This window comes from Paenibacillus sp. FSL W8-0187, from assembly GCF_037969755.1.
GTDB lineage: Bacteria > Bacillota > Bacilli > Paenibacillales > Paenibacillaceae > Paenibacillus_AQ.
On the sequence record NZ_CP150206.1, the window covers coordinates 7,179,411 to 7,201,893 of the forward strand.

Annotated in this window: 24 protein-coding genes and 1 pseudogene; 11 read left to right on the plus strand and 14 right to left on the minus strand. The window is 49.8% G+C overall.

Annotated features, from left to right (window positions below; all coding sequences use genetic code 11):
* Window positions 1-6 precede the first annotated feature (6 nt).
* The 4 genes from MKY48_RS32535 to MKY48_RS32550 form a co-directional block, all read right to left on the minus strand.
* The gene (locus tag MKY48_RS32535; RefSeq protein ID WP_339273743.1) at window positions 7-1,068 is read right to left on the minus strand and encodes an LLM class flavin-dependent oxidoreductase; all 1,062 of its coding nucleotides are present in this window, start codon (window positions 1,066-1,068) and stop codon (window positions 7-9) included.
* 262 nt (window positions 1,069-1,330) lie between these two features.
* Window positions 1,331-1,840, minus strand: coding sequence for an SRPBCC domain-containing protein (locus MKY48_RS32540; protein WP_339292011.1), 510 nt, complete (start codon window positions 1,838-1,840; stop codon window positions 1,331-1,333).
* A gap of 25 nt (window positions 1,841-1,865) precedes the next feature.
* A complete protein-coding gene (locus tag MKY48_RS32545) occupies window positions 1,866-2,201 on the minus strand; it encodes a metalloregulator ArsR/SmtB family transcription factor (protein ID WP_339268877.1) in 336 nt (111 codons plus the stop codon).
* Window positions 2,202-2,470: 269 nt separating this feature from the next.
* Window positions 2,471-2,827 (minus strand): nucleotide excision repair endonuclease, encoded by a 357-nt coding sequence (locus MKY48_RS32550; protein ID WP_339268879.1) that lies wholly within the window; start codon window positions 2,825-2,827, stop codon window positions 2,471-2,473.
* Between the two features lie 154 nt (window positions 2,828-2,981).
* Here MKY48_RS32550 and MKY48_RS32555 point away from each other — a divergent pair, with 154 nt between their 5' ends.
* Both MKY48_RS32555 and MKY48_RS32560 read left to right on the plus strand, forming a co-directional pair.
* Window positions 2,982-3,293 (plus strand): hypothetical protein, encoded by a 312-nt coding sequence (locus MKY48_RS32555; RefSeq protein ID WP_339292012.1) that lies wholly within the window; start codon window positions 2,982-2,984, stop codon window positions 3,291-3,293.
* 654 nt (window positions 3,294-3,947) lie between these two features.
* On the plus strand, window positions 3,948-5,153 hold the full coding sequence (locus tag MKY48_RS32560) for an MFS transporter (RefSeq protein ID WP_339292013.1): 1,206 nt from the start codon (window positions 3,948-3,950) through the stop codon (window positions 5,151-5,153).
* A gap of 122 nt (window positions 5,154-5,275) precedes the next feature.
* On the opposite strand, the gene greA is transcribed toward MKY48_RS32560, so the two are convergent.
* Window positions 5,276-5,752 carry a transcription elongation factor GreA gene (gene greA, locus MKY48_RS32565; RefSeq protein WP_076323724.1) on the minus strand — a complete coding sequence of 159 codons (477 nt, stop codon included), beginning with the start codon at window positions 5,750-5,752 and terminating at the stop codon, window positions 5,276-5,278.
* 93 nt (window positions 5,753-5,845) lie between these two features.
* On the opposite strand from greA, the gene MKY48_RS32570 reads away from it, so the two are divergent.
* Window positions 5,846-6,040, plus strand: a complete 195-nt coding sequence (locus MKY48_RS32570) for a hypothetical protein (protein ID WP_339292014.1) — start codon at window positions 5,846-5,848, stop codon at window positions 6,038-6,040.
* Between the two features lie 134 nt (window positions 6,041-6,174).
* Here MKY48_RS32570 and MKY48_RS32575 read toward each other — a convergent pair whose 3' ends face one another.
* From MKY48_RS32575 to MKY48_RS32595, 5 genes are all read right to left on the minus strand, one after another.
* Window positions 6,175-7,344, minus strand: a complete 1,170-nt coding sequence (locus MKY48_RS32575) for a mannitol-1-phosphate 5-dehydrogenase (protein WP_339292015.1) — start codon at window positions 7,342-7,344, stop codon at window positions 6,175-6,177.
* Window positions 7,341-7,781 carry a PTS sugar transporter subunit IIA gene (locus MKY48_RS32580; protein ID WP_339292016.1) on the minus strand — a complete coding sequence of 147 codons (441 nt, stop codon included), beginning with the start codon at window positions 7,779-7,781 and terminating at the stop codon, window positions 7,341-7,343. The genes MKY48_RS32575 and MKY48_RS32580 overlap by 4 nt, the downstream gene beginning before the upstream one ends.
* Window positions 7,782-7,797: 16 nt before the next feature.
* Window positions 7,798-9,867 (minus strand): BglG family transcription antiterminator, encoded by a 2,070-nt coding sequence (locus MKY48_RS32585; protein WP_339293573.1) that lies wholly within the window; start codon window positions 9,865-9,867, stop codon window positions 7,798-7,800.
* Between the two features lie 74 nt (window positions 9,868-9,941).
* On the minus strand, window positions 9,942-11,375 hold the full coding sequence (locus MKY48_RS32590) for a PTS mannitol transporter subunit IICB (protein WP_339292017.1): 1,434 nt from the start codon (window positions 11,373-11,375) through the stop codon (window positions 9,942-9,944).
* A gap of 366 nt (window positions 11,376-11,741) precedes the next feature.
* Window positions 11,742-12,431: an FHA domain-containing protein gene (locus MKY48_RS32595; RefSeq protein ID WP_076323719.1), complete on the minus strand. Its 690-nt coding sequence runs from the start codon at window positions 12,429-12,431 to the stop codon at window positions 11,742-11,744.
* A gap of 209 nt (window positions 12,432-12,640) precedes the next feature.
* On the opposite strand from MKY48_RS32595, the gene MKY48_RS32600 reads away from it, so the two are divergent.
* The 4 genes from MKY48_RS32600 (at window position 12,641) to MKY48_RS32615 (ending at window position 17,284) form a co-directional block, all read left to right on the plus strand.
* Window positions 12,641-13,627, plus strand: coding sequence for a glycerophosphodiester phosphodiesterase family protein (locus MKY48_RS32600; RefSeq protein WP_339292018.1), 987 nt, complete (start codon window positions 12,641-12,643; stop codon window positions 13,625-13,627).
* 226 nt (window positions 13,628-13,853) lie between these two features.
* Window positions 13,854-14,594, plus strand: coding sequence for a hypothetical protein (locus tag MKY48_RS32605; protein WP_339292019.1), 741 nt, complete (start codon window positions 13,854-13,856; stop codon window positions 14,592-14,594).
* Window positions 14,595-14,632: 38 nt separating this feature from the next.
* On the plus strand, window positions 14,633-15,898 hold the full coding sequence (locus MKY48_RS32610; RefSeq protein ID WP_339292020.1) for a polysaccharide deacetylase family protein: 1,266 nt from the start codon (window positions 14,633-14,635) through the stop codon (window positions 15,896-15,898).
* 273 nt (window positions 15,899-16,171) lie between these two features.
* Window positions 16,172-17,284, plus strand: a complete 1,113-nt coding sequence (locus tag MKY48_RS32615) for a glycosyl hydrolase family 8 (RefSeq protein WP_339292021.1) — start codon at window positions 16,172-16,174, stop codon at window positions 17,282-17,284.
* A gap of 27 nt (window positions 17,285-17,311) precedes the next feature.
* On the opposite strand, the pseudogene MKY48_RS32620 reads toward MKY48_RS32615, so the two are convergent.
* From MKY48_RS32620 to MKY48_RS32630, 3 genes and pseudogenes are all read right to left on the minus strand, one after another.
* A pseudogene (locus MKY48_RS32620) lies at window positions 17,312-17,437 on the minus strand (sulfite exporter TauE/SafE family protein); the annotation flags it as partial.
* A 114-nt stretch (window positions 17,438-17,551) separates the two neighbouring features.
* Complete coding sequence (locus MKY48_RS32625; RefSeq protein WP_339292022.1) at window positions 17,552-17,893, minus strand: zinc ribbon domain-containing protein YjdM; 342 nt, start codon at window positions 17,891-17,893, stop codon at window positions 17,552-17,554.
* Window positions 17,894-17,981: 88 nt separating this feature from the next.
* A complete protein-coding gene (locus MKY48_RS32630; protein ID WP_339268903.1) occupies window positions 17,982-18,575 on the minus strand; it encodes a TetR/AcrR family transcriptional regulator in 594 nt (197 codons plus the stop codon).
* Between the two features lie 162 nt (window positions 18,576-18,737).
* On the opposite strand from MKY48_RS32630, the gene MKY48_RS32635 reads away from it, so the two are divergent.
* Both MKY48_RS32635 and MKY48_RS32640 read left to right on the plus strand, forming a co-directional pair.
* A complete protein-coding gene (locus tag MKY48_RS32635) occupies window positions 18,738-19,625 on the plus strand; it encodes an ABC transporter ATP-binding protein (protein ID WP_339268905.1) in 888 nt (295 codons plus the stop codon).
* The gene (locus tag MKY48_RS32640) at window positions 19,622-20,431 is read left to right on the plus strand and encodes an ABC transporter permease subunit (RefSeq protein WP_339268907.1); all 810 of its coding nucleotides are present in this window, start codon (window positions 19,622-19,624) and stop codon (window positions 20,429-20,431) included. The genes MKY48_RS32635 and MKY48_RS32640 overlap by 4 nt, the downstream gene beginning before the upstream one ends.
* A 91-nt stretch (window positions 20,432-20,522) precedes the next feature.
* On the opposite strand, the gene MKY48_RS32645 is transcribed toward MKY48_RS32640, so the two are convergent.
* Complete coding sequence (locus MKY48_RS32645) at window positions 20,523-21,539, minus strand: SDR family oxidoreductase (protein WP_339292023.1); 1,017 nt, start codon at window positions 21,537-21,539, stop codon at window positions 20,523-20,525.
* Window positions 21,540-21,691: 152 nt separating this feature from the next.
* On the opposite strand from MKY48_RS32645, the gene MKY48_RS32650 reads away from it, so the two are divergent.
* The gene (locus MKY48_RS32650) at window positions 21,692-22,036 is read left to right on the plus strand and encodes a MerR family transcriptional regulator (RefSeq protein ID WP_339292024.1); all 345 of its coding nucleotides are present in this window, start codon (window positions 21,692-21,694) and stop codon (window positions 22,034-22,036) included.
* Window positions 22,033-22,482: an SRPBCC family protein gene (locus MKY48_RS32655; RefSeq protein WP_339292025.1), complete on the plus strand. Its 450-nt coding sequence runs from the start codon at window positions 22,033-22,035 to the stop codon at window positions 22,480-22,482. Before MKY48_RS32650 ends, MKY48_RS32655 begins: the two co-directional genes overlap by 4 nt.
* The last annotated feature ends 1 nt before the right edge of the window (window position 22,483 follow it).

The window sequence follows — 22,483 nt, forward strand, 5'->3', positions numbered from 1 at the left end:
GTCAGCTTACTCCGCAGGTTCACCAGCCGCTTCCCAGCGGTCGATTTCCTTGCGCACCCGAGGGGCGACTTCGGTTCCCAGCAGTTCAATGGCTCGCATGACTTCATCATGAGGCATCGTTCCCACCGGCACGTGCAGCATGAAGCGGGTAATGCCCACATGCTTGCGCAGGTGAATGATTTTTTGGGCGACCGTCTCCGGGTCCCCCACATAGAGCGCTCCTTCGAAGCTCCGAGCCGCATCGAATCTTGCGCGGTCGTAGTATCCCCAGCCCCGCTCCCGTCCCAATACATTCATGCTGGCTTGGGTGGATGGGAAGAACTTGTCCGCTGCCATCTCCGTATCCTCCGCAATAAATCCATGGGAATGCGAGCCGATCGGCAGCTTCGATACATCATGTCCCGCATGCGCAGCGGCTTCTTTATACAGCTTAACCAGCGGCGCGAACTGCAGGGGACTTCCGCCGATAATCGCCAGTACCAGCGGCAAACCGAGCAAGCCTGCCCGCACGACCGATTCCGAATTGCCTCCGCTGCCAATCCACACCGGCAGCGGATTCTGAACCGGGCGTGGGTAGACGCCTAAGTTATGAATCGCAGGGCGATGCACGCCCTGCCAGGTTACTTTTTCCGACTCGCGGATTTTGAGCAGCAGCTCCAGCTTCTCGTCGAACAGCTCATCATAATGGCTCAGATCATAGCCGAATAACGGGAACGATTCGATGAACGAACCTCTGCCTGCCATAATCTCGGCACGGCCGTTCGAGATGGCATCCAAGGTGGCGAAATCCTGAAACACCCGCACCGGATCAGCGGAGGACAGCACCGTCACCGCACTGGTCAGCCGAATCCACTTCGTCTGCGACGCAGCCGCAGCGAGCACAACCGCAGGCGAAGATGCCGCATAATCCTTACGGTGATGCTCGCCTACCCCATACACATCCAATCCCACCTGATCAGCCAGTACGATTTCCTCAACAACCTCACGCAGCCGCTGCGCATGGCTCATCACTTCGCCTGTCTTCACATCTGGCCAAGTCTCTACGAACGAGCTAACTCCAATCTCCATCATGATTTCCTCCTATTATGCTTTGCCGTGGGGCAGAACCGTAGGCAAAGATTATCGTTGCTTCCCGCCTAAGAGCATTCAACATCGTTATCTAGCATTCAATTATCTTTATATTGAACTTTTAGCTCGGATTTTTCAAGTTACAAGTTAACTGATAACGTGGATTCTGTGGATTCGATGCATAATGAATTCAAAAATGGCCGGCATCCATGCGGATTCCGGCCATTTCATTTTACCTTTTAACCCTGTATTTGAGCTTGGCTTATTGCTTTGCTGCCAAGTATTCCTCCAGGCGATCCCAGGTTTGGGTAATGCCTTCTTCCATTCCCATGTCCAGCACGGTTTTGAGAGCCTCCGGAGATTCGTACACTGCCCGGCTGATCAGCTTGGTCTTTCCATCCTGCTCTTCGAATGACATTGTGACCGTTGTTGCGGGCATTCCCTCCGCAATATTGCCTTCTGCATCCGAGAAATAGTCGATGTAGACAATTTTCTCAGGCTCCTCAATTTCTTGGTAGACCGATTTGCCCCAGGATTCCATGCCGAAGAAATCCCCCTGATTCTTATCCAAACACTTCATGCAGTAATGCCACGAGCCGCCCGGACGGAAATCCATCTTGGATACGGTTACCTCCCATCCGCGAGGTCCCCACCACTGCTTCAGATGCTCTCCATCCGTAAATACCTTGAATACCAGCTCCCTAGGTGCATTAAACACACGTTCCAATACAAGTACTTGCCCTTCAACCCGCGTAATCATTTGGTTTGTCATTATCAATTCCTCCTCATATTAGGTGTTAATCCTGTTTCTTACCTGTTCCTTCCGATTGCAGTTTCTCTAAGTAGTTATCCAAGTTGTCGAAGCGCTCGTTCCATATGCTTCGGTAATTATGGAGCCAATGGTCCAGTTCTACAAACGGTTCCGACCGCAGCATGTAGTTCCGACGGTTCGCCTCCGCCCTTACTTCCACCAGCCCGGCATCCAGCAGCACCTTCAGATGCTTAGACGCTTGTGGCTGCCGAATGTCAAGACGTTCAGCGATTTCCCCTACCGTTAAAGGCCCTTTCAGCAGGAGATCCACAATACGAAAACGGCTCGGTTCGGCTAAAGCGTTAAATGTGGTTAGTTCCATATTGTTGTGATGACTGGTACAGACCCGCTGCTGTAGCGTTTACGGTGATTGTCTGTTCTCTCTGTCCACGTCACCATCATCACCTCTTTTTGCTGATTTAATGGTGTGCCGTACTTCCTAATCACAATATACCACGATAGGAATATTCCTGTAAAGGAATATTAAAACGAAATTTTTGATTTCCTTTATCACAACACAAAAAAGCAATAAACGCGGGGCTTTACTCGGGCCACGTCTATTGCTTCTTGTCACTTTATCCTTCGTATTCCTTACTTAAAGAACACCTTGTCTACATTATATTTGGCCTTGAATTCATTAATGATATAGGTTTCATAGATCTCTCTATGAACGGCGTCTTCAATGATACAGACCTCGATTCGTGTAACCTCATCCCGATGCTCCTTGATTGGAGAAACGCTATCTTCAAAATGCTTCTTAATCCGCGGTCTTAACTTTCTTGCTTTGCCAACAAACAGGAGTTCCTCCTTGCTGTTGTAGAACATGAAAATCCCGCCCCGATCTCTTGGAATCAGGTGAAAATCTGTAAATCCGTAAATGTGGCTCAATTCCGGAGCTGCCTGCTTGGTAATGGTGACGTCTACCTTGGGAATGGTTATATTGATCACGACTAACGCTCACTTCCTCAACTCATATATTGATCTAAATCGTATCACTAATCTGCTTATTTGCCCATGCGGGAAATTCAAAAGCACCCCTCTCTAGGCATCCGCATAGGATGGAAACTAGGTATGACTAATAACGATGGGGGTCTTTTACAATATGAGCATTCAATATCCCGGACACCAGGAACAAACCTTGTATCAAGCTGAACCCAACATGAGGCACAACATCAAATCGGTTCGCGATCATATTCACCATCTATGTAAGCAGCATGCGAATCAGCTGGTTCGCGTCGAAACGCTCGACGGTGATGTTTTTGAAGGGACCATCATGCATTGCGAAAAAGGGATTCTGTACTTGAGCATGCCCGGATACGGAAACCAGCGCGGCTTCGGCCCCAGTTATTATAACAATGTAATTCTGCCACTTGTCCTCTTCGAATTGCTTGTCATCACCTTGCTTTACATCTAGAAGAAGGGCTTACATTGTTATTCGGCAGCCTGCCGCGTACTTCCCAACCTAATAACCCGATTAAGGAGTGAATCCATTATGGCATTTATGCCGCCGCAAGGACCCCAGGGACCGATGCAAGGGCCCACTTCCCCGCCTCCAACATCTGTCCCCCAACAGCCTATGGCCAGTACCTTCGCAGTTGATCCTGGAGCGATTAGGGGCTGTTTGTTCAGAAATACCTATATTTGGCCGACACGTGGACCCGGCTTCTGGTTTTACCCGACTTTTGTTGGCCGCACCTCGGTTGCTGGTTTCCGCTGGACGGGATGGATGTGGGTATATTCAGGGCTCGACTTAAGAAGTATCGAGTCGTTCACCTGTTTCTAAAACCCTTATATTCAAAGTATGGATCAGCAGGCTCGATAAATGGCCTCGATGATCCGCCCGCTCATCAAGAGAGTGCCCCTGCGGTACTCTCGAGTTCTTGCATACTGGACAAGCTTTCCTTAGTAGGGGCTTCCCTATTCAGGGTATCCATTTTCCCCAAAAAATAAAGTTCTTGATTATCCTCCGACAACATTAAATAATATGTAACAGTCCCTCTTTAAAACCGATAATGGTGATTGGGATTATATCTTTAACAAACACAGTAGAAAGGTTGACTTGAACACCATGGATATATCGCAACACGCCACTGGGAAAAAAGGCGCCAAAGAGCCATTTCCCATCTCTATACTGTCTCTCACCGTTGGTGCTTTTGCTATTGGCATGACGGAGTTCGTCATCATGGGAATACTCCCTAATGTCGCGGATGATCTGAATGTCAGCATTGCATCGGCCGGGCAGCTGATTACGATGTACGCCCTCGGGGTAGCCGTAGGGGCACCTATTCTAACCGTTCTAACCCACCATATTCCACAAAAAAAGCTGCTTCTGCTGCTCATGGGCCTGTTTATTCTGGGTAACGGCATTTCGGTCTTCGCTCCGAGCTATGCCGTTTTGATGGGTGCCCGCATGCTGACCGCGCTGACGCACGGTACTTTCTTCGGTGTGGGAGCCGTCATCGCTTCGAACCTGGTGCGACCGGACAAGCGTGCTGGGGCGGTATCCATCATGATGGCCGGATTAACGATAGCCAATATCATCGGGGTTCCGATTGGCACCTTCATCGGCCAGACGATGGGCTGGCGTGCTTCATTCGCCGCGATTGCCGTTATGGGGGTGTTGGCATTGATCGGCATCCTGATCTTCATTCCGAAGCTACGGCAGGAACAAGCTTCAAGCATCGTTCAGCAAATCACAGCACTCATTAGACCACAACTCCTTCTCTTCCTGCTGATCGGGGCGCTTGGCAACGCTGGCCTGTTCGCCGTCTTCACTTATATTGCGCCGCTGCTGATTGAGATCACCGGCTTTGCCGAACCAAGCGTCACCTGGATTCTGATCCTGTTCGGTATCGGCGTAACCGCCGGTAATATCGTGGGCGGAAGGCTGGCCGACTGGAAGCTGCTTCCCTCCATTCTGGGCGTTTACTTTGCGACGGCCGTCATTCTTACCATCCTCACCGTGACCATCCATAACCCGGTCACAGCCGTGCTGACCATCGTGCTGTGGGGAGCTGCCTCTTTCGCCGTTATGCCGGGTATGCAGGTACGCGTGATGAGTCTGGCCCAGTCCGCTCCAGCGCTAGCCTCCACGGCAACCCATTCTGCGGGCAATCTCGGAAATGCAGCGGGGGCCTTTATCGGAGGGTTGGTCATTACGCATCTAAGCTTAACAGCCCTGCCTTGGGTGGGCGCTGGACTGGTGGGACTTGCCTTCATTCTGGGCGCAGCCTGCTATATGTATGAGCGCAAGGCCGTAACGGCTAATGCTTAATCTGCTCCATTAGGTATGTAACTCTAGCCTGCCATACGGGGTTGAATCATTAGAAAAGGCGTAACCGGACATCGTGCTTCCGGTTACGCCTTCTATTTATATATTCGTTGATCCATCAGCGATTACAGAGCTTTGATCTCCAGCAGCTCATACTTGACGATACCCATCGGCGCTTCCACGTTGACTTGATCGCCAACCGCTTTGCCCATCAGTGCTTTGCCAAGCGGACTTTCGTAGGAGACTTTATTGTTCAATACGTCGGCTTCTGCCGGTCCTACGACCTGATATTCAAGCTTCTCTGCAAACTCGATGTCGTTCAGGACGACATTCGAACCAACATTCACCGTTTTCGAGCTTACATGCTTGGCGTCGACAATCCGGGCGTTGTTGAGTGTTTTTTCCAGGATGATGATGCGCGTTTCCATAAACGCTTGGTCGTTCTTGGCCGAGTGGTACTCGCTGTTCTCCTTCAAGTCACCATAGCTGATCGCGAGCTTGATCCGTTCCGCTAACTCTTTGCGTTTTACATACTTGAGGTCATCAAGTTCTTCCTGGAGTTTATCATAGCCCTCCTGGGTCAAGATCAGTTCTTCTGCCATGTTCATCACATCCACTTTTTAATTTCTTACTTCTAGTGTACTCTTTATTTCGAAAATAAGCGAAAACTTTCTGAAAATCGATGGATGGAATATTTGGTATTTAATGACAATGACGGCGTTGCCGCTACCCAGATTGAACCACTTGGACAGCTATACATGAACGATTATTTTGAACAAATCAGGATCGTTATATACCCCGAGATAAATCAAGCCGAAAAGAAAATCTACATCGCTGCTCCGGCAACCACCCTAGAGGAAGCGAACCATATTCTGAAGAACACGGAATAAAAGAGTCCTATCTCCTGCTTATGCATATAGCCCCTGATTTCTCCGCAAAGAGAACCAGGGGCTATATAAGATGATGGGATGCCATGGCCTATCGGGACGTACATCCGCCTGCTATTGGGTTCACTTCCAATACCTTACGAACTCGCTTCGACATCAGCCTTCAATGCTTCATACTGCTCCATCAGCTCACCCATGATCGGATGCTCACCGGCAATGCCGGTATATTGGGATGCCGTGTCGCTTGCACCGATATCCCGGACCGATGCTTGGAGCTCCACACTTTCCGGATCTTCCGGAACATCGAACAACAGTGCCGCTGCCATGGATTTCGCCAAGCTCTTATACGCAAGCCCGCTTTCGAATGCCAGCATGGCTGGCGACACCAGGCGGTCGCCCGGGGACAGCTTCCGAATCGGCGAGCGGCCTACGCGGGACACCTCATCGGTCAGCGCCGGATTGCGGAACCGCTCCAGGATGGTATCGATATAGGCTCCATGCTCGGTAGGATTGAAGCAATGTTTATGCACAAGCGCAGCTCCCGTCTCCTCTAGCACAGCGCGGACATGACTCGCTACCTCTTCATCCTTCATGGCGTCCTGGATGGTCTCGTAGCCTTTCAGAAAGCCTACATATGCTGCCGAGCAGTGTCCGGTGTTCACCGTGAACAACTTGCGTTCAATATACGGCTCCAGGCGATCCACATAGTGAATGCCTTCCACAGGGACATAGTCCTTAAACATCTGCGAGCGGTCCACCGCCCACTCATAGAACGGCTCCACCACAACCTTCAGACGGTCCTCATGCTGCTGCAGCGGCACAATCCGGTCTACGGCCGCATCCGGGAAAGCAACCCGCTGGTCGGCCTTCTGCTTCGTCTCGTCATCAAGCTTCCCGTAGACATGCTCTTTCAGCTGCGTGCTGCCACCGATGGCATTCTCGCATGCAATAATATGAAGCGGTGCAGCAGACTCCGCTTGCAGCCGAAGCTTCAGCCCCTCGGCAATGGTGCCGGCGATGAACTTCAGAATGTTCACGCCTACCGCTGTTGTCACGAGATCCGCTTCCGCTACTGCACGTGCGGCAGCTTCAGGCTCCGAGGCGCTGTTGAGTGCCGTGATGCCTTTAACGATCGTGGTCTCCTGTCCTTCGCTGGCCAAGGTTACGGGATACTCCCCGCGTGCTTTCAGCTCCGATACTAACTCTTCGTTCACGTCGATAAAGCAAACCTCATAACCGGCTTGTGACAGCAAGAGACCTATAAATCCGCGCCCGATGTTGCCTGCTCCGAAGTGGACTGCTTTCATGCCCCCATTCCTCCTTCGAAGATCGCCAGAATCTCCTGTTCGCTGGAAGCGTTCATTACCTTCTCAATGCTCTCGTCATCCGTAAAGATCATGGCCACATTCGTCAGAATCTCCATGTGGTCACCACCGGCAGCCGCGATACCAATGACTATAAACGCTGGCTCATCTCCTCCGAAATCTACGCCTTCCGGGAAGCGGACGATGGACAATCCCGTGGAAATCACCATGCCTTTAGCCTCTTTGGTGCCGTGGGGAATCGCGAGTCCTCCGCCCATATAAGTGGACGCAATCTCTTCGCGTTCCAGCATTTTATCCACGTAATCCTCGGATACATGGCCTGCCTGCACAAGCAGATTCCCCGCCATGCGGATGGCTTCGCTCTTGCTATCAGCCTTTGCGTTCAGTACGACTTTATCTTTGGACAGTATGTTACTCATGTTGGTCTCCCTCTTTCTATGGTCTGTGATTGAAAAAATGCTGAAGCTCTTCCGCCAAATAGGAGCGGATTTCTTCCTCGCTGCCCCGCTCCATCAGCTCAATCAGCTCGGAGTGAAGCAGCATGGCGCTGATTTCACTGAGCACCTCCAAGCTCTCCTTCGGAAGCTGCTTCGGCGCCAGCATCAGCAGTATGACACCCGCCTCCGCCCCGTCCTCCAGCGGCGCTGCATGCGCCAGCCGAAACAAGGTTAGAGACGGCCAGGTAATATAGCGGCTGCGCGTATGGAATAAGGCCAGCGTCGTATCCGGAATGAGCTGGGTGCCCATCCGTTCCCGCTCAAGCAAACGCTCCTTCACCTTCTCCGCATCACGAGCAGCCCCGCGCTCAACCACCTTAGCCAAGGCTTCGTTCAATGTGCCCTGCAAATCATCCTGCCGATTATCCAGGTAGTACACATGAAAGCCATCCAGAAGCGATACAATCTCATTCATCAGGGCAGCCTGCATGCGCAGACGCTCGAATGATGCGACCTTACGTTCTTCCTCGAATCGCTTATCGGCAGCCATGCCTGCGGCCGGTTTCAAGGATGTGCTCTGGATGAATTGCAGCAATGCCTCTTTATCATCCGCCGTGAGCAGCGGACTTAATCTCACATACCGATCCTTCGACAGCGGAAGATCAATGGTCGATATGATGAGATCATATTGCTCCTTCGGCATCCGGGCCGCTTCATACCACGAGACGTTGCCGAGCACCTCAATCTGCGGCATCTCCTTATTCAGTCGTGTCCCGAGAAGCCTCGAGGAGCTAAGGCCGCTGGAACATACCAGAATGGCTTTCAGATGATGTCCCAGCTGGTTCAACCGTTCGCTGGATGCACCGAAATGCATAACCAGAAACCCGATTTCTTCATCCGGGACGGTTATGTCCAGCTTCATTTCATCGACCGAACGACGGACGATTCCGAACAGCTCCTCATAATCCTTCCGAATCGGGCTCAGCAAGGGATTCCGGATCCGGGTCCCTTCCCGAATCCGTTTCATGGCAGCCCCGATGTGCTCCACCAGACCTGCCCGCAGCGTGCGGTCTTCCTGGAACGGAATGCCGGTGCGCCCCTGAACCCGTTCGATCAAACGCTGGGCGATCTCCACCATCTCCACATCCGTGTGAGCCAGTTGGCTGACCTCGGACATGTCCTTCGCTGATTCGAATAATTGAGCTATATATTTCATTTCAGGATCATTAAAATCAATCTTCAAGGTTTGGCCTAGGCGACTTGCGAAATCCTTTGCCTCCTCCACTGACGCTAAGGATTTACCATATCCCGTCATATCCGCTGTCTCTATGCTCCGCCCCTGCTTGATCCTGTTTACGGAAACCGATAACGCTATGACCATCGAAGTATATGCACCTTCGTTAAGACTCTCCGTCCAATCCCAGTTCATATCCCATAAACATTTCTCTACATCCAGCAGCACCGGTTTATCAATCATGGACAGCAAACGGGCGGTCACCGGCTCGCTTTGATCACGATATCCATCCCCGACAAGATCCGAATAATCCAAATATTCCTCGACAAGCCGACAAATCGCCGATCGCCTTACGACTTCCGAGCCTTCAATCTCGATACCATAGCCTCTGCGGCGAATTAGGTTAAGGTTAAACCGCTTCATTAATGGCTCCAGCTCATCCAGGTCATTACTGATGGTCGGTACGGTTACCTTTAAACTATGGGCCAAAGCAAACAGTTTGATGGGCTCATTCTCCTCAAGCAGGGCGCATAGCATGAGGATTTTGCGCTCTTCCACGGAGTAATCAGCCGGCTTTCCTGAAAGCAGGCGCTTCCGCAGCTGAGCCATCTCCCCAGGCGTCTCCTCTTCCAGCCGGATACCCGTTCCTGACTTTTTATGAAGCAGAACGCCCGTACCCTGCAATTCCTTCTCAATCTCCTCCATTTCCCGGTGAACCGTCCTGACGCTGACCCCGACCTCAGCGGCTATTTCTGCAGCCGTCATGCCCTCGTTCCTGCTCATCAGGAGCAGAAGGATTTGTCGCTGGCGGGCAGTGATGTGTCCCAGACGCATGGCCCCCTTCTTCATGAAATGAAAGACAACGCCGGCGTTACTACGCCAGCGTGTCATATGGTTTTAGGCTTATGTTAGTCTTTGAGTCGTTCCACCAGCTCATCATATCTCGGACTCTTCAAGAAGTTGTCAATGGAGATATGCTCCGCATTCGGATTCTTCGCGATGGCCCGCTCGGTGAGTGTCTTCTGGGTAATGACGATATCCGCGTCATCCGGTATTTCACTTACCGCCGAGTTCACAACCGTAATGTCGACGCCCGCTTGCTGCAGTTTCTTTCTTAATACCGAGGCGCCCATTGCGCTGGAGCCCATACCGGCATCGCAAGCAAACACGATTTTGTTCACATTCTCTTTGTCTAGATTAGCTACAGCCGCTGAAGCTGGGGCGACTTGGTCATTCATGCCGCCGGTTTTCATTTCCTTCATCTTGGCCGATGCTTCTTCAAGATTCGGCTCTTCTTCAGTCTGTTTGCCTGTTTTGAGCAGTAATGCCGCTACAGCAAAGGAGACCACCGTTGCAACAATAACACCGGCTAGGACCGCAATCAGACCGCCCTTAGGCGCCATGGCGATGAAAGCAAAGATGCTTCCCGGTGATGCTGGACCCACCAGTCCGGCTCCAAGAATCTGGAAGGTGAAGGTGCCGGCAACACCACCTGCAATAGCAGCCAGGATCAGAACCGGCTTCATCAGAATATATGGGAAATAGATCTCATGAATACCGCCCAGGAAATGAATCACGACCGCGCCCGGTGCGGAGGATTTGGCAGAACCGCGACCGAAGAACCAATAGGCGAGAAGTATACCCAGCCCGGGACCGGGATTCGATTCCAGCATATACAGGACGGATTGGCCGATCCGTGCCGATTCCTCTGTGGCGATCGGACTGAATATTCCGTGGTTGATCGCATTGTTGAGGAACAAGACCTTCGCCGGTTCAATGATAATGTTGACCAGCGGCAGCAGGTTGGCATTGACCAATACGTCAACACCTGCTGACAGCGCTTTGGTAATCCCCTGCACAAGCGGGCCGATTCCGGTGTAGGCCACCAATGTCAGGGCACCACCGATGATGCCGAGCGAGAAGTTGTTTACCAGCATTTCGAAGCCCGATTTGATTTTGCCGTCAATCAGCTTATCGAACTGCTTCAATACCCATGCTGCTAGAGGGCCGACAATCATGGCACCGAGGAACATCGGTATCTCTGCTCCGACGATAACACCGACCGTGGCAACCGCACCGATAACCGCACCCCGTTTGCCGTGGATCATCTGTCCGCCCGTATAACCGATCAAGAGCGGAAGCAGGTAAGTGATCATCGGGCCAACCAGCGCTCCCAGCTTCTCATTCGGGAACCAGCCGGTCGGGATGAACAGAGCCGTAATCAGGCCCCAAGCGATAAACGCGCCGATATTCGGCATCACCATGCCGCTAAGGAGCCGGCCGAGCTGCTGAACCCTTACGCGAATGCCTTTGGAAGCGTTTGTATTTGTCTCGTTGGACATCGTACTGACCTCCTAGTCATATTTGAAAATAAAGCTGTATGTTGTAGTGTCGCTTTCATCTGACACCTCTATGTTAAGTCAGCCCGGCAAAAGGCTCAATGAAAGGAAAAGCGGGTTTCGTCAAGAATATTGTTGACAACTTTTAAATGGATCATGTCATAATTTTGAAAATGCAGTCCTGACGTGGTTTCTTTCGTAGAGCAAGCCTGCCCGCAGCGAAGGAGTAAAGCGCTTTCAATAAAGCGCGGTGTGTATCCTCGTATACAGCATCCGCTATTCTATACTCATCCCTTTCTTTCTGATTGTCGATTCGCTATCTTAACAAAACAAGCCCTCCCGGGTCCGGAAGTGCTTGTTCATTCATTCTTATTCTTCTTGTGTCTGCAAAATATAACCTTTTCCCCGGATGCTTTCAATGTCCAGAATGCCTCGCGTCTTCTTGCGCACCCGGTAGATCAGCGCATTCAGCTCCTCGGAGCTCACATCGGGCACTTCATCCGTTCCATAGCTCCGCTCGGGCCAAATGTATACCTTGAGCTGATCTTTGGACACGAACTGGCCTTGGTGGTTGACTAGCAGCTCCATGCATTTGTACTCTTTTTCCGAAAAAGCACACACATCCTCGCCATATACCAGCTCCTGCTTGAAAGGATTCAGCCTAAGTCCGCCTGAAGCCTCGACCGCTGCCAGCTGTTTGATAAGCGGTGTAATGTCCATCGTCTCATCCATGCTGAGGATGGAGAAGGACAACACGATCAGATCTCCAGCGAGTACTATGGTATCTCCGTGCTGAAGGGAAATTTCATCATGGGGAGCCAGCCGTTCCTGATTGACGAAAGTTCCATGTTTGCTGTTCAAATCCTTAATGCTGAATTTCCCGTTTCTATACAGCAGCGCTGCATGCTGCCGGGACACAAAAATGTTATCAAACGCGATATCCGGATCAAAATGCTGGCCCTTGCGGCCAAGCACCGTTATGGGTTTGGTCAAAGCTATAACGTCTCCACGCTCATAGGGGTTCCCCCGCTCCACCATCAAAAAGGAGGATTTATCCATCATGCTCCCTCCTGTTCTTATTATGCTGCTCATTGTGTTTATCAGTTCGCTATTATGCAATTGTTATGGTCCAGCTATTGAGTATGCGCCCAAAATCACTAAGATGTATGAAAGAAGGATTAATAAATAGAGAACTTAGATAGAGATAGAAATAGAGATAAATATAAATCTACTACTGCATATTGTATACGATTTTGGGGGATTGGATCATGCGAAAACTAAAAAGATGGAAGAACATCATACTGTTTGTTCTCTTGTTGTTTGTGTTTCTGTTTGTAAATAATACAACCCTGTTCACCAAAGACCGTGACGTAGAGCCGCTGCTGCTGGCGCATCGGGGGCTTGGCCAGACCTTCTCGATGGAAGGCATTCAAGCCGATACTTGCACCGCCTCCCGCATCTATGTGCCGGAACATGCTTACCTTGAGAACACCATTCCGTCCATGAAAGCCGCATTCGAAGCAGGCGCCGATATCGTGGAACTGGATATCAAACCAACCAAGGATGGCCAGTTCGCCGTGTTCCATGATTGGACCCTGGAATGCCGCACTAACGTGGAGGGCTCGGTCAAGGATTATACCATGGAGCAGCTAAAAAACATAGACATCGGGTATGGCTATACGGCCGATCAGGGAGCGACTTATCCTTTTCGGGGAAAGGGCGTCGGGCTGATTCCGTCGTTAGCCGAGGTACTAGAGGCATTCCCTGACGGCTCATTCCTGATCCATATCAAAAGCACCGACACTGAAGAGGGGAAACTCCTGGCAGAGTACTTGTCCGGACTGCCGGTGAAGCGTCTCAGCCAGCTGACCGTTTACGGAGACGATGAGCCGATCCGGGCATTAAAATCGCAGCTTCCATCCCTGCGCGTCATGTCAAGGGGTACGCTGAAGAGCTGTCTCGTATCCTACGCCGGAGCCGGCTGGAGCGGCTACCTTCCATCGGTTTGCCGCAACACCCAGCTTCATATACCGGAAAAATACGCCCGTTACTTGTGGGGATGGCCGGATAAATTCCTGAACCGAATGGACAGCATAAATACGCGCGTCATCCTCGTCGCCGGGGACGGCGGATGGTCGGAGGGCTTTGACTCCGTAGCGGATTTGGAACGACTGCCAGAGGACTACAGCGGCGGGATTTGGACGAATCGGGTCGACGTGATCGCCCCGGAACTGACCTTGAAGAAGAATGAATGAGTTGAAGCATCATGTTCGTTCAATTCATGAATATGCGCGAGTTGCAAACCCGCATAAACCGGAAAATTAGCCCACTAAAAAGCCCCTGCCCGATCGCGGGGGCTTTTTTTTATTTTCACGGGGTGTAGGGCAAAGTTTTTGGGACGATTTTACCGATTACTATTAATAGGGGTCTTTTAGCCTAATTTCATAACTAGAATCATTGAAATATATAGGAGTTGATATTTTGGCCAGGGAAACAGAGAAAAAAGGAATGGCGTGGTTTAAGAGTGCCCGCTCAAGTCAAAACCAGCCCGAGAAGAACATTGCCGAACAAGAGGATCTTGACGTAACGGCAGAAGAAGTGGCAGCTTACTCCGCGGAGCCTGAACTGCCCGCTGCAGAAGGAAACAAACAGCTATTCTCCAAGGATAACCAGGACAAGATCGGCCTCGATGTCATTGTTTCGATCGAGAACATGCTGAAGGAACGGCAGCTGCTGACCTATAAGAATAGGGGCCTGGAGGATCAGCTCTTTACCGCCAACGAAACGATTAACCGGTATAAGCATGAGCAGATTAAGAGAGATCAGCTGGTTCAGGAGAAGAACAAGGAAATCCGCGAACTCGAGAACGTGCTGACCAATAAACAGATGACCTACGACCAGCTGCTCGAGGATTACAAGGAATACCAGCTAACATCGAACCTGGCGTACGAGAAGCTCTCCAACCAGTTGGAAACCGAAACCGCCAAGTACAACAAGCTCTATGAGGAGTCTAACAATACGCAATATCAGAGCATGCTCAAGATCAACTCGCTTGAAGAGAAGGTTCGTGAGCTGGAGATTGCCAATCAGAAGTACGCAGAGCAATACCAAAATATCCTGGATGATAAAGCCAAGCTGATGCAGACCATCAATGATTTTACCGAGAAGATGTCCTTCTCCTTCTCACCGAAAACCACGGCTTCCAATACACCACCGGAATAATCATACCCGCATAAACAGCTAGAGAAAGGGGGGCCATCATGTCACAATCCTATGGGAAAATCATAGAACTGCTGGCGATCGAGAGGGATACCGAAGCATTCGGTCTACGAATCAAGCTATCCCTTATAGAGTCTGCGGAGCTAATATGGTTAACCGATAACGAGACCATAGCAAATATAGCAACCGTGGCAGAGTTCGACGGGGTTCATAAATACCGACTATCCTTACATACCGCATGGGATGCTAACAAACAGCAATACATAGGTTCCATTACGCGTACATATCGTGATCATAGTGAGCGCTTTTCATTTGCCTGCTCCGTTCCTTTCAGGAATGAATTAGAGTCCATAAAGAAGATCCGACTTGTAGATGACTTGCATACGCTGCCCTTCTTGTCCACACATCGATCCGAAACGGATCAGTCCGAGGAGATGCAAGCCGAACAGAACATCAAGACCTATCATTTCGCGAGGAAACGACGCCATCTTCCGCTTAAGCTGGTAAGCGCAATCATGATGAGCTTGGTTTTTGTTGTATTATTAAGTTCATTTAATTACTCGTATCCCGGTTACATTCGGCCACACCCTGCAGCAACGGCCACGGCGGAAGCAGAGACCGTCATCCAATTGTTTGCCGAGAACCGGAGCGCACTCATTGGGAAAACCGTGGCAGTCTCAGCGGAGAGCAAACCGAAGGATATCAAACCCTCTGCCTCCGTTCCACAGCTGGAGCTGGAAGAGTTCATCTCGTTCGGCCTGCCCAAAGGCTATGTAGCCCTTACATTCGATGATGGGCCATCCAAGCACTCCATCGATATTATGAACGTGTTGAAAAAACACGAGGTTGGCGGAACGTTCTTCTTTGTTGGCACCAATGTGAAAAAACATCCCGACTATGTCAGAGCCATCCATGCGAACGGATACTCCGTCGGCAGTCATTCCATGACCCATAGCCAGCTGACAAGCCTTACCTATGAACAGCAACAGGCAGAGCTGACCCGCGTGGCCGACCTTATCGAGCCTATTACAGACGAGAAGCTGGTACTCTTCCGTCCGCCCTACGGTGCCTTTGACGATCGGACCGAGGCGTTAAGCCAACAGCAAGGTAGTAAAATGGTGCTCTGGAACCGGGATCCCGAGGATTGGCTGACCCGCGACGAGGATAAAATCCTCGATTATGTCCAGCATATCGAAGCTTCCGGCTCCATTATACTCCTGCATGAATCTCAAGCAGTAGTGGACGCCTTGCCGAAGATTATTAAGCACCTGCAGGATCAGGGGCTCACTATCGTCAGTTTGAACTAGCCAGACTATGGCTTTAAGAAAGACGACGTCTATCGACGTGCTTTCTCAGTAGACAGACCGCATTTAGCGGAAGTTTTTCTGTGAGATAAAGATGGTGAGTCTCTGAAGTTTAAGAAAAGGCCGTCCCCGTTGTTCTGTAACTTCAGACATCGGGGTGCGGCCTTTTTTATGGATAAATGAACGATGGATCCGAGAAGCTATCTTTATTCGTCTCCGGGACTTCTTAAAGGCTTTAGGAACGCAAGCGTAGAATAGTATGTTCGAGGTGAACCTATGACAACCTGGATTTCCACTCGCAAGAAAACCATTCTTGCTATCATCGTCGCTCTTGCTCTAACCGGCATTGTCTTCATAGCCTACGCTATCATCCAAAGCAAGGAGAACCCCGACGTGACAGCAGCTTTCATTGAAGAGCATATGATTAACGACAATGGTACCATCGCTACCTATCTCAAGCCCGCTTCCTCCGAGCACCCGGACAACGTTGCCGGAAGAGAGGCGTTATCCGAGTCACTTGGGCTTTGGATGCAGTACGCCGTTTTATCTGATGATCGATCACGGTTCGACGATAGCGTCCAGCTTCTCACCACCTATTTTCTCCATCAGGAGCAGGAGCCCTATATCCGGTGGAAGCTCAGGCCGGACGGTGAATCCGAGGTAACGACCAATGCGCTGGGCGATGATTTTCGAATTCTCGATGCCTTGCTGAAGGCGTTCAAGCGCTGGGGCGACGAAGAATACCTTCAATTGGCGAAGGAGATCGGCTCCACATTGCAAGCCTCGGCTCAAACCCAAGGATATTTCGTGGATTATCATGATTTTGAACGTAATGAATCGGCAGCCATGTTAAGCCTGGTCTACGCGGACATTTCGGCACTGCGCGAAATGCAGAATAACGGAATCCTGTCCCGCCAGGAGTATGAACAGTATCAGGATCTGCTCTCCCAAATGCCTTCAGACGGCGTCTTCTATCCCAAAACATATCAGATCAGTTCCGGTCAATATAAGTACGATGCATCGGTCAATCTGATTGACCAGCTGATCGTTGGCATTCATCTGGCGGAGATGGATCAGCGGCCGAAGGAGCTCATACAATTCCTCAAGGGAGAATTCCAGCAGAATCAGCAGCTGGTGGGCCGCTACAACCGGAAGACACGAAAGTCCGACGCGACATATGAGTCGCCTGGTGTCTACGGCCTGGCTATTATCCTGGCGCTAAAAACGAATGACCTCCCTTGGGCCCGGCAGCTGCATGATCGAATGATCCAATTCCGAGGCCAAGATCCTGCTTATCCGGGAGGGTATGTGTTTGATGGGAATACACATGCTTTTGATAATCTGTTTCCTCTGCTCGCGGAGACGATGTTAGAATCAACTGGGAAGTAATCCTCGTCGCTGGGACCTCTAGCGTCTTTACAGGCTCTCGATGAGCATATACACGCCCGTAAAGATCAAAATGATATAGGTGAATATCTGGAATACGCGCTGGTTAATGACGTTGAATAGACGCTGTCCGATCAACAGCCCGACAAATGCAATTTGTGCATGTTGCGCACCAGATGCTATACGGCGTGCCATGGTTAAATGAGAGAAACCCTCCACTAATGGAGGGTTTTGTTACCGTGTATCCACGATGAAATGGGATAACACATCTTATATCTTTTTAACAAATTCCGATTTCAATTTCATTGCGCCGAATCCGTCGATTTTGCAATCGATATCATGATCGCCATCGACCAAGCGTATATTTTTCACTTTCGTGCCTATTTTCAATACAGAGGAGCTGCCTTTTACTTTAAGATCTTTGATTACCGTTACGGAATCGCCGTCGGCCAAAACATTGCCGTTCGCGTCTTTAATGATCTTTGTATCTTCATCATGCTCCGCTTCGGACTCCAGGGTCCATTCATGAGCGCATTCCGGGCAAACCAGGAGGTTCCCATCCTCATATGTATATTCAGAATTACATTTCGGGCAATTTGGCAAAGAAGACATCGTTTCGTATTCTCCATTCGTTTTATACTAACTATACCCTATATTAGAAACCTATGCTGGCCAATACCAATACTTTTGTTACTGAGGATTAAGCCTTTCCGCAGACACCGTAGAAGAACATATGAACGATTCCCTCCAGGAAGCCGTCCATATCATCACTTTGCTGGGCCATAGCCAGAATCGATTCATATTGATTCATGAATAGCTGGATAAAAGCCAGGACGTGTTCCGTCGATACCTCCGGTGAAATTTCGCCGCTGTCCTTACCCTCCTCAATAATCTGAATCGTAAGCGGAATAGCTTTGTTCCTGTACTGTTCGTCCATATAACGGGCCAATTCTTCGTCATCGATTAACAACTCTTTGATCAAACCGGGCGGGAAATCATTGTAGGACTCCTTCTCCAGAAAAATAATGTGTTCGATCTTCTCCTTCAAGGAATGACCTTCGCTCATATATTCCTCGAAATCCCGGATCGCCTTATCAAAATAGTTGCGAAAAACCTCACGCAGCAGCTCCTCCTTGCTGCCAAAGTAATTATAAATCGTCACCTGCGATACCTTGGCTGCCTTGGATATATCGGCAATTCGAATCCGCTTCAGCTCCGAGGTTCGCACCAGTTCCAAGGTGGTTCTCATAATCTTCTCTTTGATCAGATTCGCTCTTTTCTCAAAACCGTTCATATCCCTTCATCCTTACTCCTAAGATTAGTTATGTAATTAGTGAAATTTAAACATAAATTAATTTCATAAAATCATTGACGATACCACAAGCCAGGTATATTATAACATATGAAATATCCGATCTATAATATTTCATTTCTTCAATTTTCCGGAGGTGGCGGTATGTTAACCGTTCAACATTTGACGAAGACATTTTCCAACGGGAGGGGCATCTTCGATGTATCTTTTTCGGTGGATCCGGGTGAGGTTTTTGGTTTTTTAGGGCCGAATGGCGCCGGAAAATCAACGACGATCCGGCACATCATGGGTTTTATGAAGCCGGATCAGGGACACGTAAAGGTAAATGGGCTGGATACCTGGAGGGAACAAGGGAAGTTTCAATCGGATGTAGGGTATCTGCCAGGAGAAATTTCCTTTATCGAAGGGATGACCGGAAAGGCCTTTCTGGATTTCATGGCCGACATGCAGGGAATTCATGACTTGTCCAAGCGGGATCGATTAATCGATCGTCTACAATTCGATGTTCAGACCCCGATTCGTAAAATGTCCAAAGGAATGAAACAAAAGGTTGGGATCGTCGCTGCCTTCATGCATGATCCCAAAGTCATTATTCTGGATGAGCCCACTTCGGGACTCGATCCACTGATGCAGAAGGTGTTTATTGAGATCGTTCTGGAGGAGAAAGCCCGCGGTACGACATTCTTGATGTCATCCCACAGCTTTCAGGAAATCGAGAGAACCTGTGACCGAGCCGCCATTATCAAGGACGGGATCATCATTGCCGTCAAGGACATCCACGAACTGCAATCCATGCAGCGGAAGCTGTTCGAGGTTAACTTCGTGCATCCAAGCGATGCCGAGGCCTTCCGGAGCTCGGGGCTGCTTATCGAATCTTATGAAGGCAATCGGGTGAGAGTAGCCGTCCAGGGCAATTACGATCAGTTTATCCAAGAGACGGGGAAATACCCCGTGCGGAGTATCGATGTCTTCACCCAGAACCTCGAGGATATCTTCATGAATTATTATGATCGGAAGGGGATATCGAAATGAATGTCACCTTATACAAACAGATGATGAAAGTAAATATGAAAAGCTTGATGAACTACGCGTTCGGTTCCGCTTTCTATATCCTCCTGATGTTCTGGTTATATCCCAGCATCGCCAAGAACACAAAAGCCATTGATGATTTAGTTGCATCGATGCCGGAGGGCGTCGGAAAAGCCTTCGGGCTTAATGGTTTCGGTACAGCAGAAGCTTTCATCTCCGGGGAATATTACGGATTAATTCTGGTTCTCATCCTGGCTATCGTCTGCGTGCAGCTGACGACCCAGCTTATGGCCAAATTGGTCGATCAGGGCTCGATGGCCTATCTGCTATCCGCCCCGACAACAAGAGGGAAAGTGGCGCTCACGCAAGTGATGGTTACGACAAGCGGGCTCTTCCTTATCTTAGCTGTTACGACGTTGGCCGGCTTCGCCGGAAGCGCTTGGCTGCTGGGGGATTCCTACGAATTCGATACCGCCCGATTCATCCAGATGAACGTAGCGGCTTTCCTGCTCTTTTTTGCCATCTCCAGCGTCTGTTTTCTCGTGTCCTCGCTGTGTAATGATGAGAAGAAGGCACGAAGCATTTCCGGGTTGATTACGTTTGGGTTCTTCAGTCTGGATTTGATCAGTAAATTCAGCGAGAAAATCGAATGGCTGCGCAACCTTACCCTCTTCTCTCTCTATCGGCCCGGTGAAATTGTTAAGGGGACTGGGGAATTCATGACAACCTCCCTAGTGCTGGCCGCCATCGGTCTGATTGCATTTGGTCTGGCCGTCGTGTTATTTCGAAAACGAGATTTGCCGCTGTAATTCATTCATGTTGTTAGCTAAGTAAACATAGAGGGCACCCGGATTGGGTGCCCTCTCTTATTTATTCCATTCGTTCTCTCCCAAAACCCACCTACCCCGTTATGATCGACTTCGCCTTCTCCAACGCTGAAACAACCTTGTCACACCACACATCAAACTCTTCATCTTCCCGTTGATGCTCCGGATGGGATAGGATATAGTTCACCGTTTGCCTGATTCCTTGATCAGCCCGGGTAAGTGCCACGAATTCAGGGACAAGCCGCTTGAGCTTGGCGTTATCGAACACAACCGTATTCGCTTTGTCCCCCAACAAAGAACCTCTAAAGTCCTGCGTGCTGGTTGCATCCAAGAATTCCGAAGACACGTGCACCGCATTCAGCTGTACGCCCAGTGCATCCGCAATGATTTGGTAGATCTGATTCCAGGTGAGCGACTCGTCAGAGGTAATATGCACCGACTCCCCGATGGCATGAATGTTGCCCATCAGACCGATGAATCCTTTTGCAAAATCGCTGTTGTGCGTCAACGTCCACAGAGACGTCCCGTCCCCATGAATAATGACCGGTTTATTCTCCAGCATCCGCTTCACGACCTGCCAGCTTCCCTGGCTGCCGTGCACGCCGAGTGGAATGGACCGCTCATCATACGTATGGCTAGGCCTTACGATGGTTACCGGGAAGCCATGTTCCCGATACTGCTTCATCAGATAGTCTTCGCAAGCTATTTTATTACGGGAATACTCCCAGTACGGATTGGATAAAGGCGTACCTTCCGTAATGCGATAATCGGATAATGGCGTCTGATAGGCGGAAGCGGAGCTGATAAAGATGAACTGCTTGGTTTTTCCGTTGAATAGACGATAATCTCTCTCCAAGTGGGCCGGTTCGAATGCTATAAAGTCGGCCACAATATCAAAATCGAGATGCTCAATAAGTTTCGCTACTCGGTCTTCGTCATGAATATCGGCCTGCAAAATATGTGCGCCCTCGGGCAATGTGTCGTTTCGGTTCCCTCGGTTGAGCAGGTATAACTCGTTTCCCTGTTCCAGCAGCTGCTTCGTAATCGCCGAGCTGATCGTTCCGGTTCCTCCAATAAACAACGCTTTCATAAACTGCACCTCCGCTAGCAATAATGAGAAGACCTGCAACTTTGACCTTCTATCCTTTACGATAGCATGGGCACGGTTGCCATTACAATTTCCAAAAAGAGTTGACCCTGTGGTGCACCCCACGGTTTATGATGACATCAGGGAGGAGAAGCATGTACAGAATCAGTGAGTTCTCTCAGATTACCGGATTAAGCAAAGAAACGTTACGTTATTATGCAGAAGTGAAGCTTCTGGAGCCCGCTTATATTGAACCATCAAACAACTATCGCTATTACGATGATGGGAGCTACTTTCTAGCCATGCTTTTGGTGAAATTAAGGCGGTTCGGGTTTACGATTCAGGAAATGATAGCTGTTATGGAGGATGAATCGTTCGAGCATTTGGAAGATTTGTTACAGCAGAAACGAAAAAAGATACAGATGCAAATCGACGATCTACTTCAACAGACTGAGGAGATCGACGAATTCCTTGCATCGGGTAAGGAGCAGAAGCGATGATTCAATGGAAAGAAGATATCACGATTGCAGCTCATATCGATAAGGTATGGGAATTATTTTCAGATCAGCATATCCGGCGAATTATGCCTAAAGTGGAAGAACACACGCTGATTGAAAAAAACGAAACGGAAGCCGGGGCTAAGCACCGGCAAACCTATCGCGAAGGCAAGCGAGCGGAAACTTATATCGTGGAAACGTTAGTTTACGAGGATCTTCAAGACAAGAAGCGAAAAAAGATCCGCTTTGTGCTGGGGAATGCTTTTGAAGTCACGCTTAGCTTCACCTTGCACAAGCTGGACCCTGCACACACCCAATTCATTTATGAAGGCCAGAATTTAGGGGTTAATTTTGTCGGCAGGGCCATGTTGAAGCTCGGCAGCCAGAAAAGCAACAATCAATCCGTACAGGATTTTCTGCAGAGGGTGGAGCAGGAAGCAATGAAGTAAA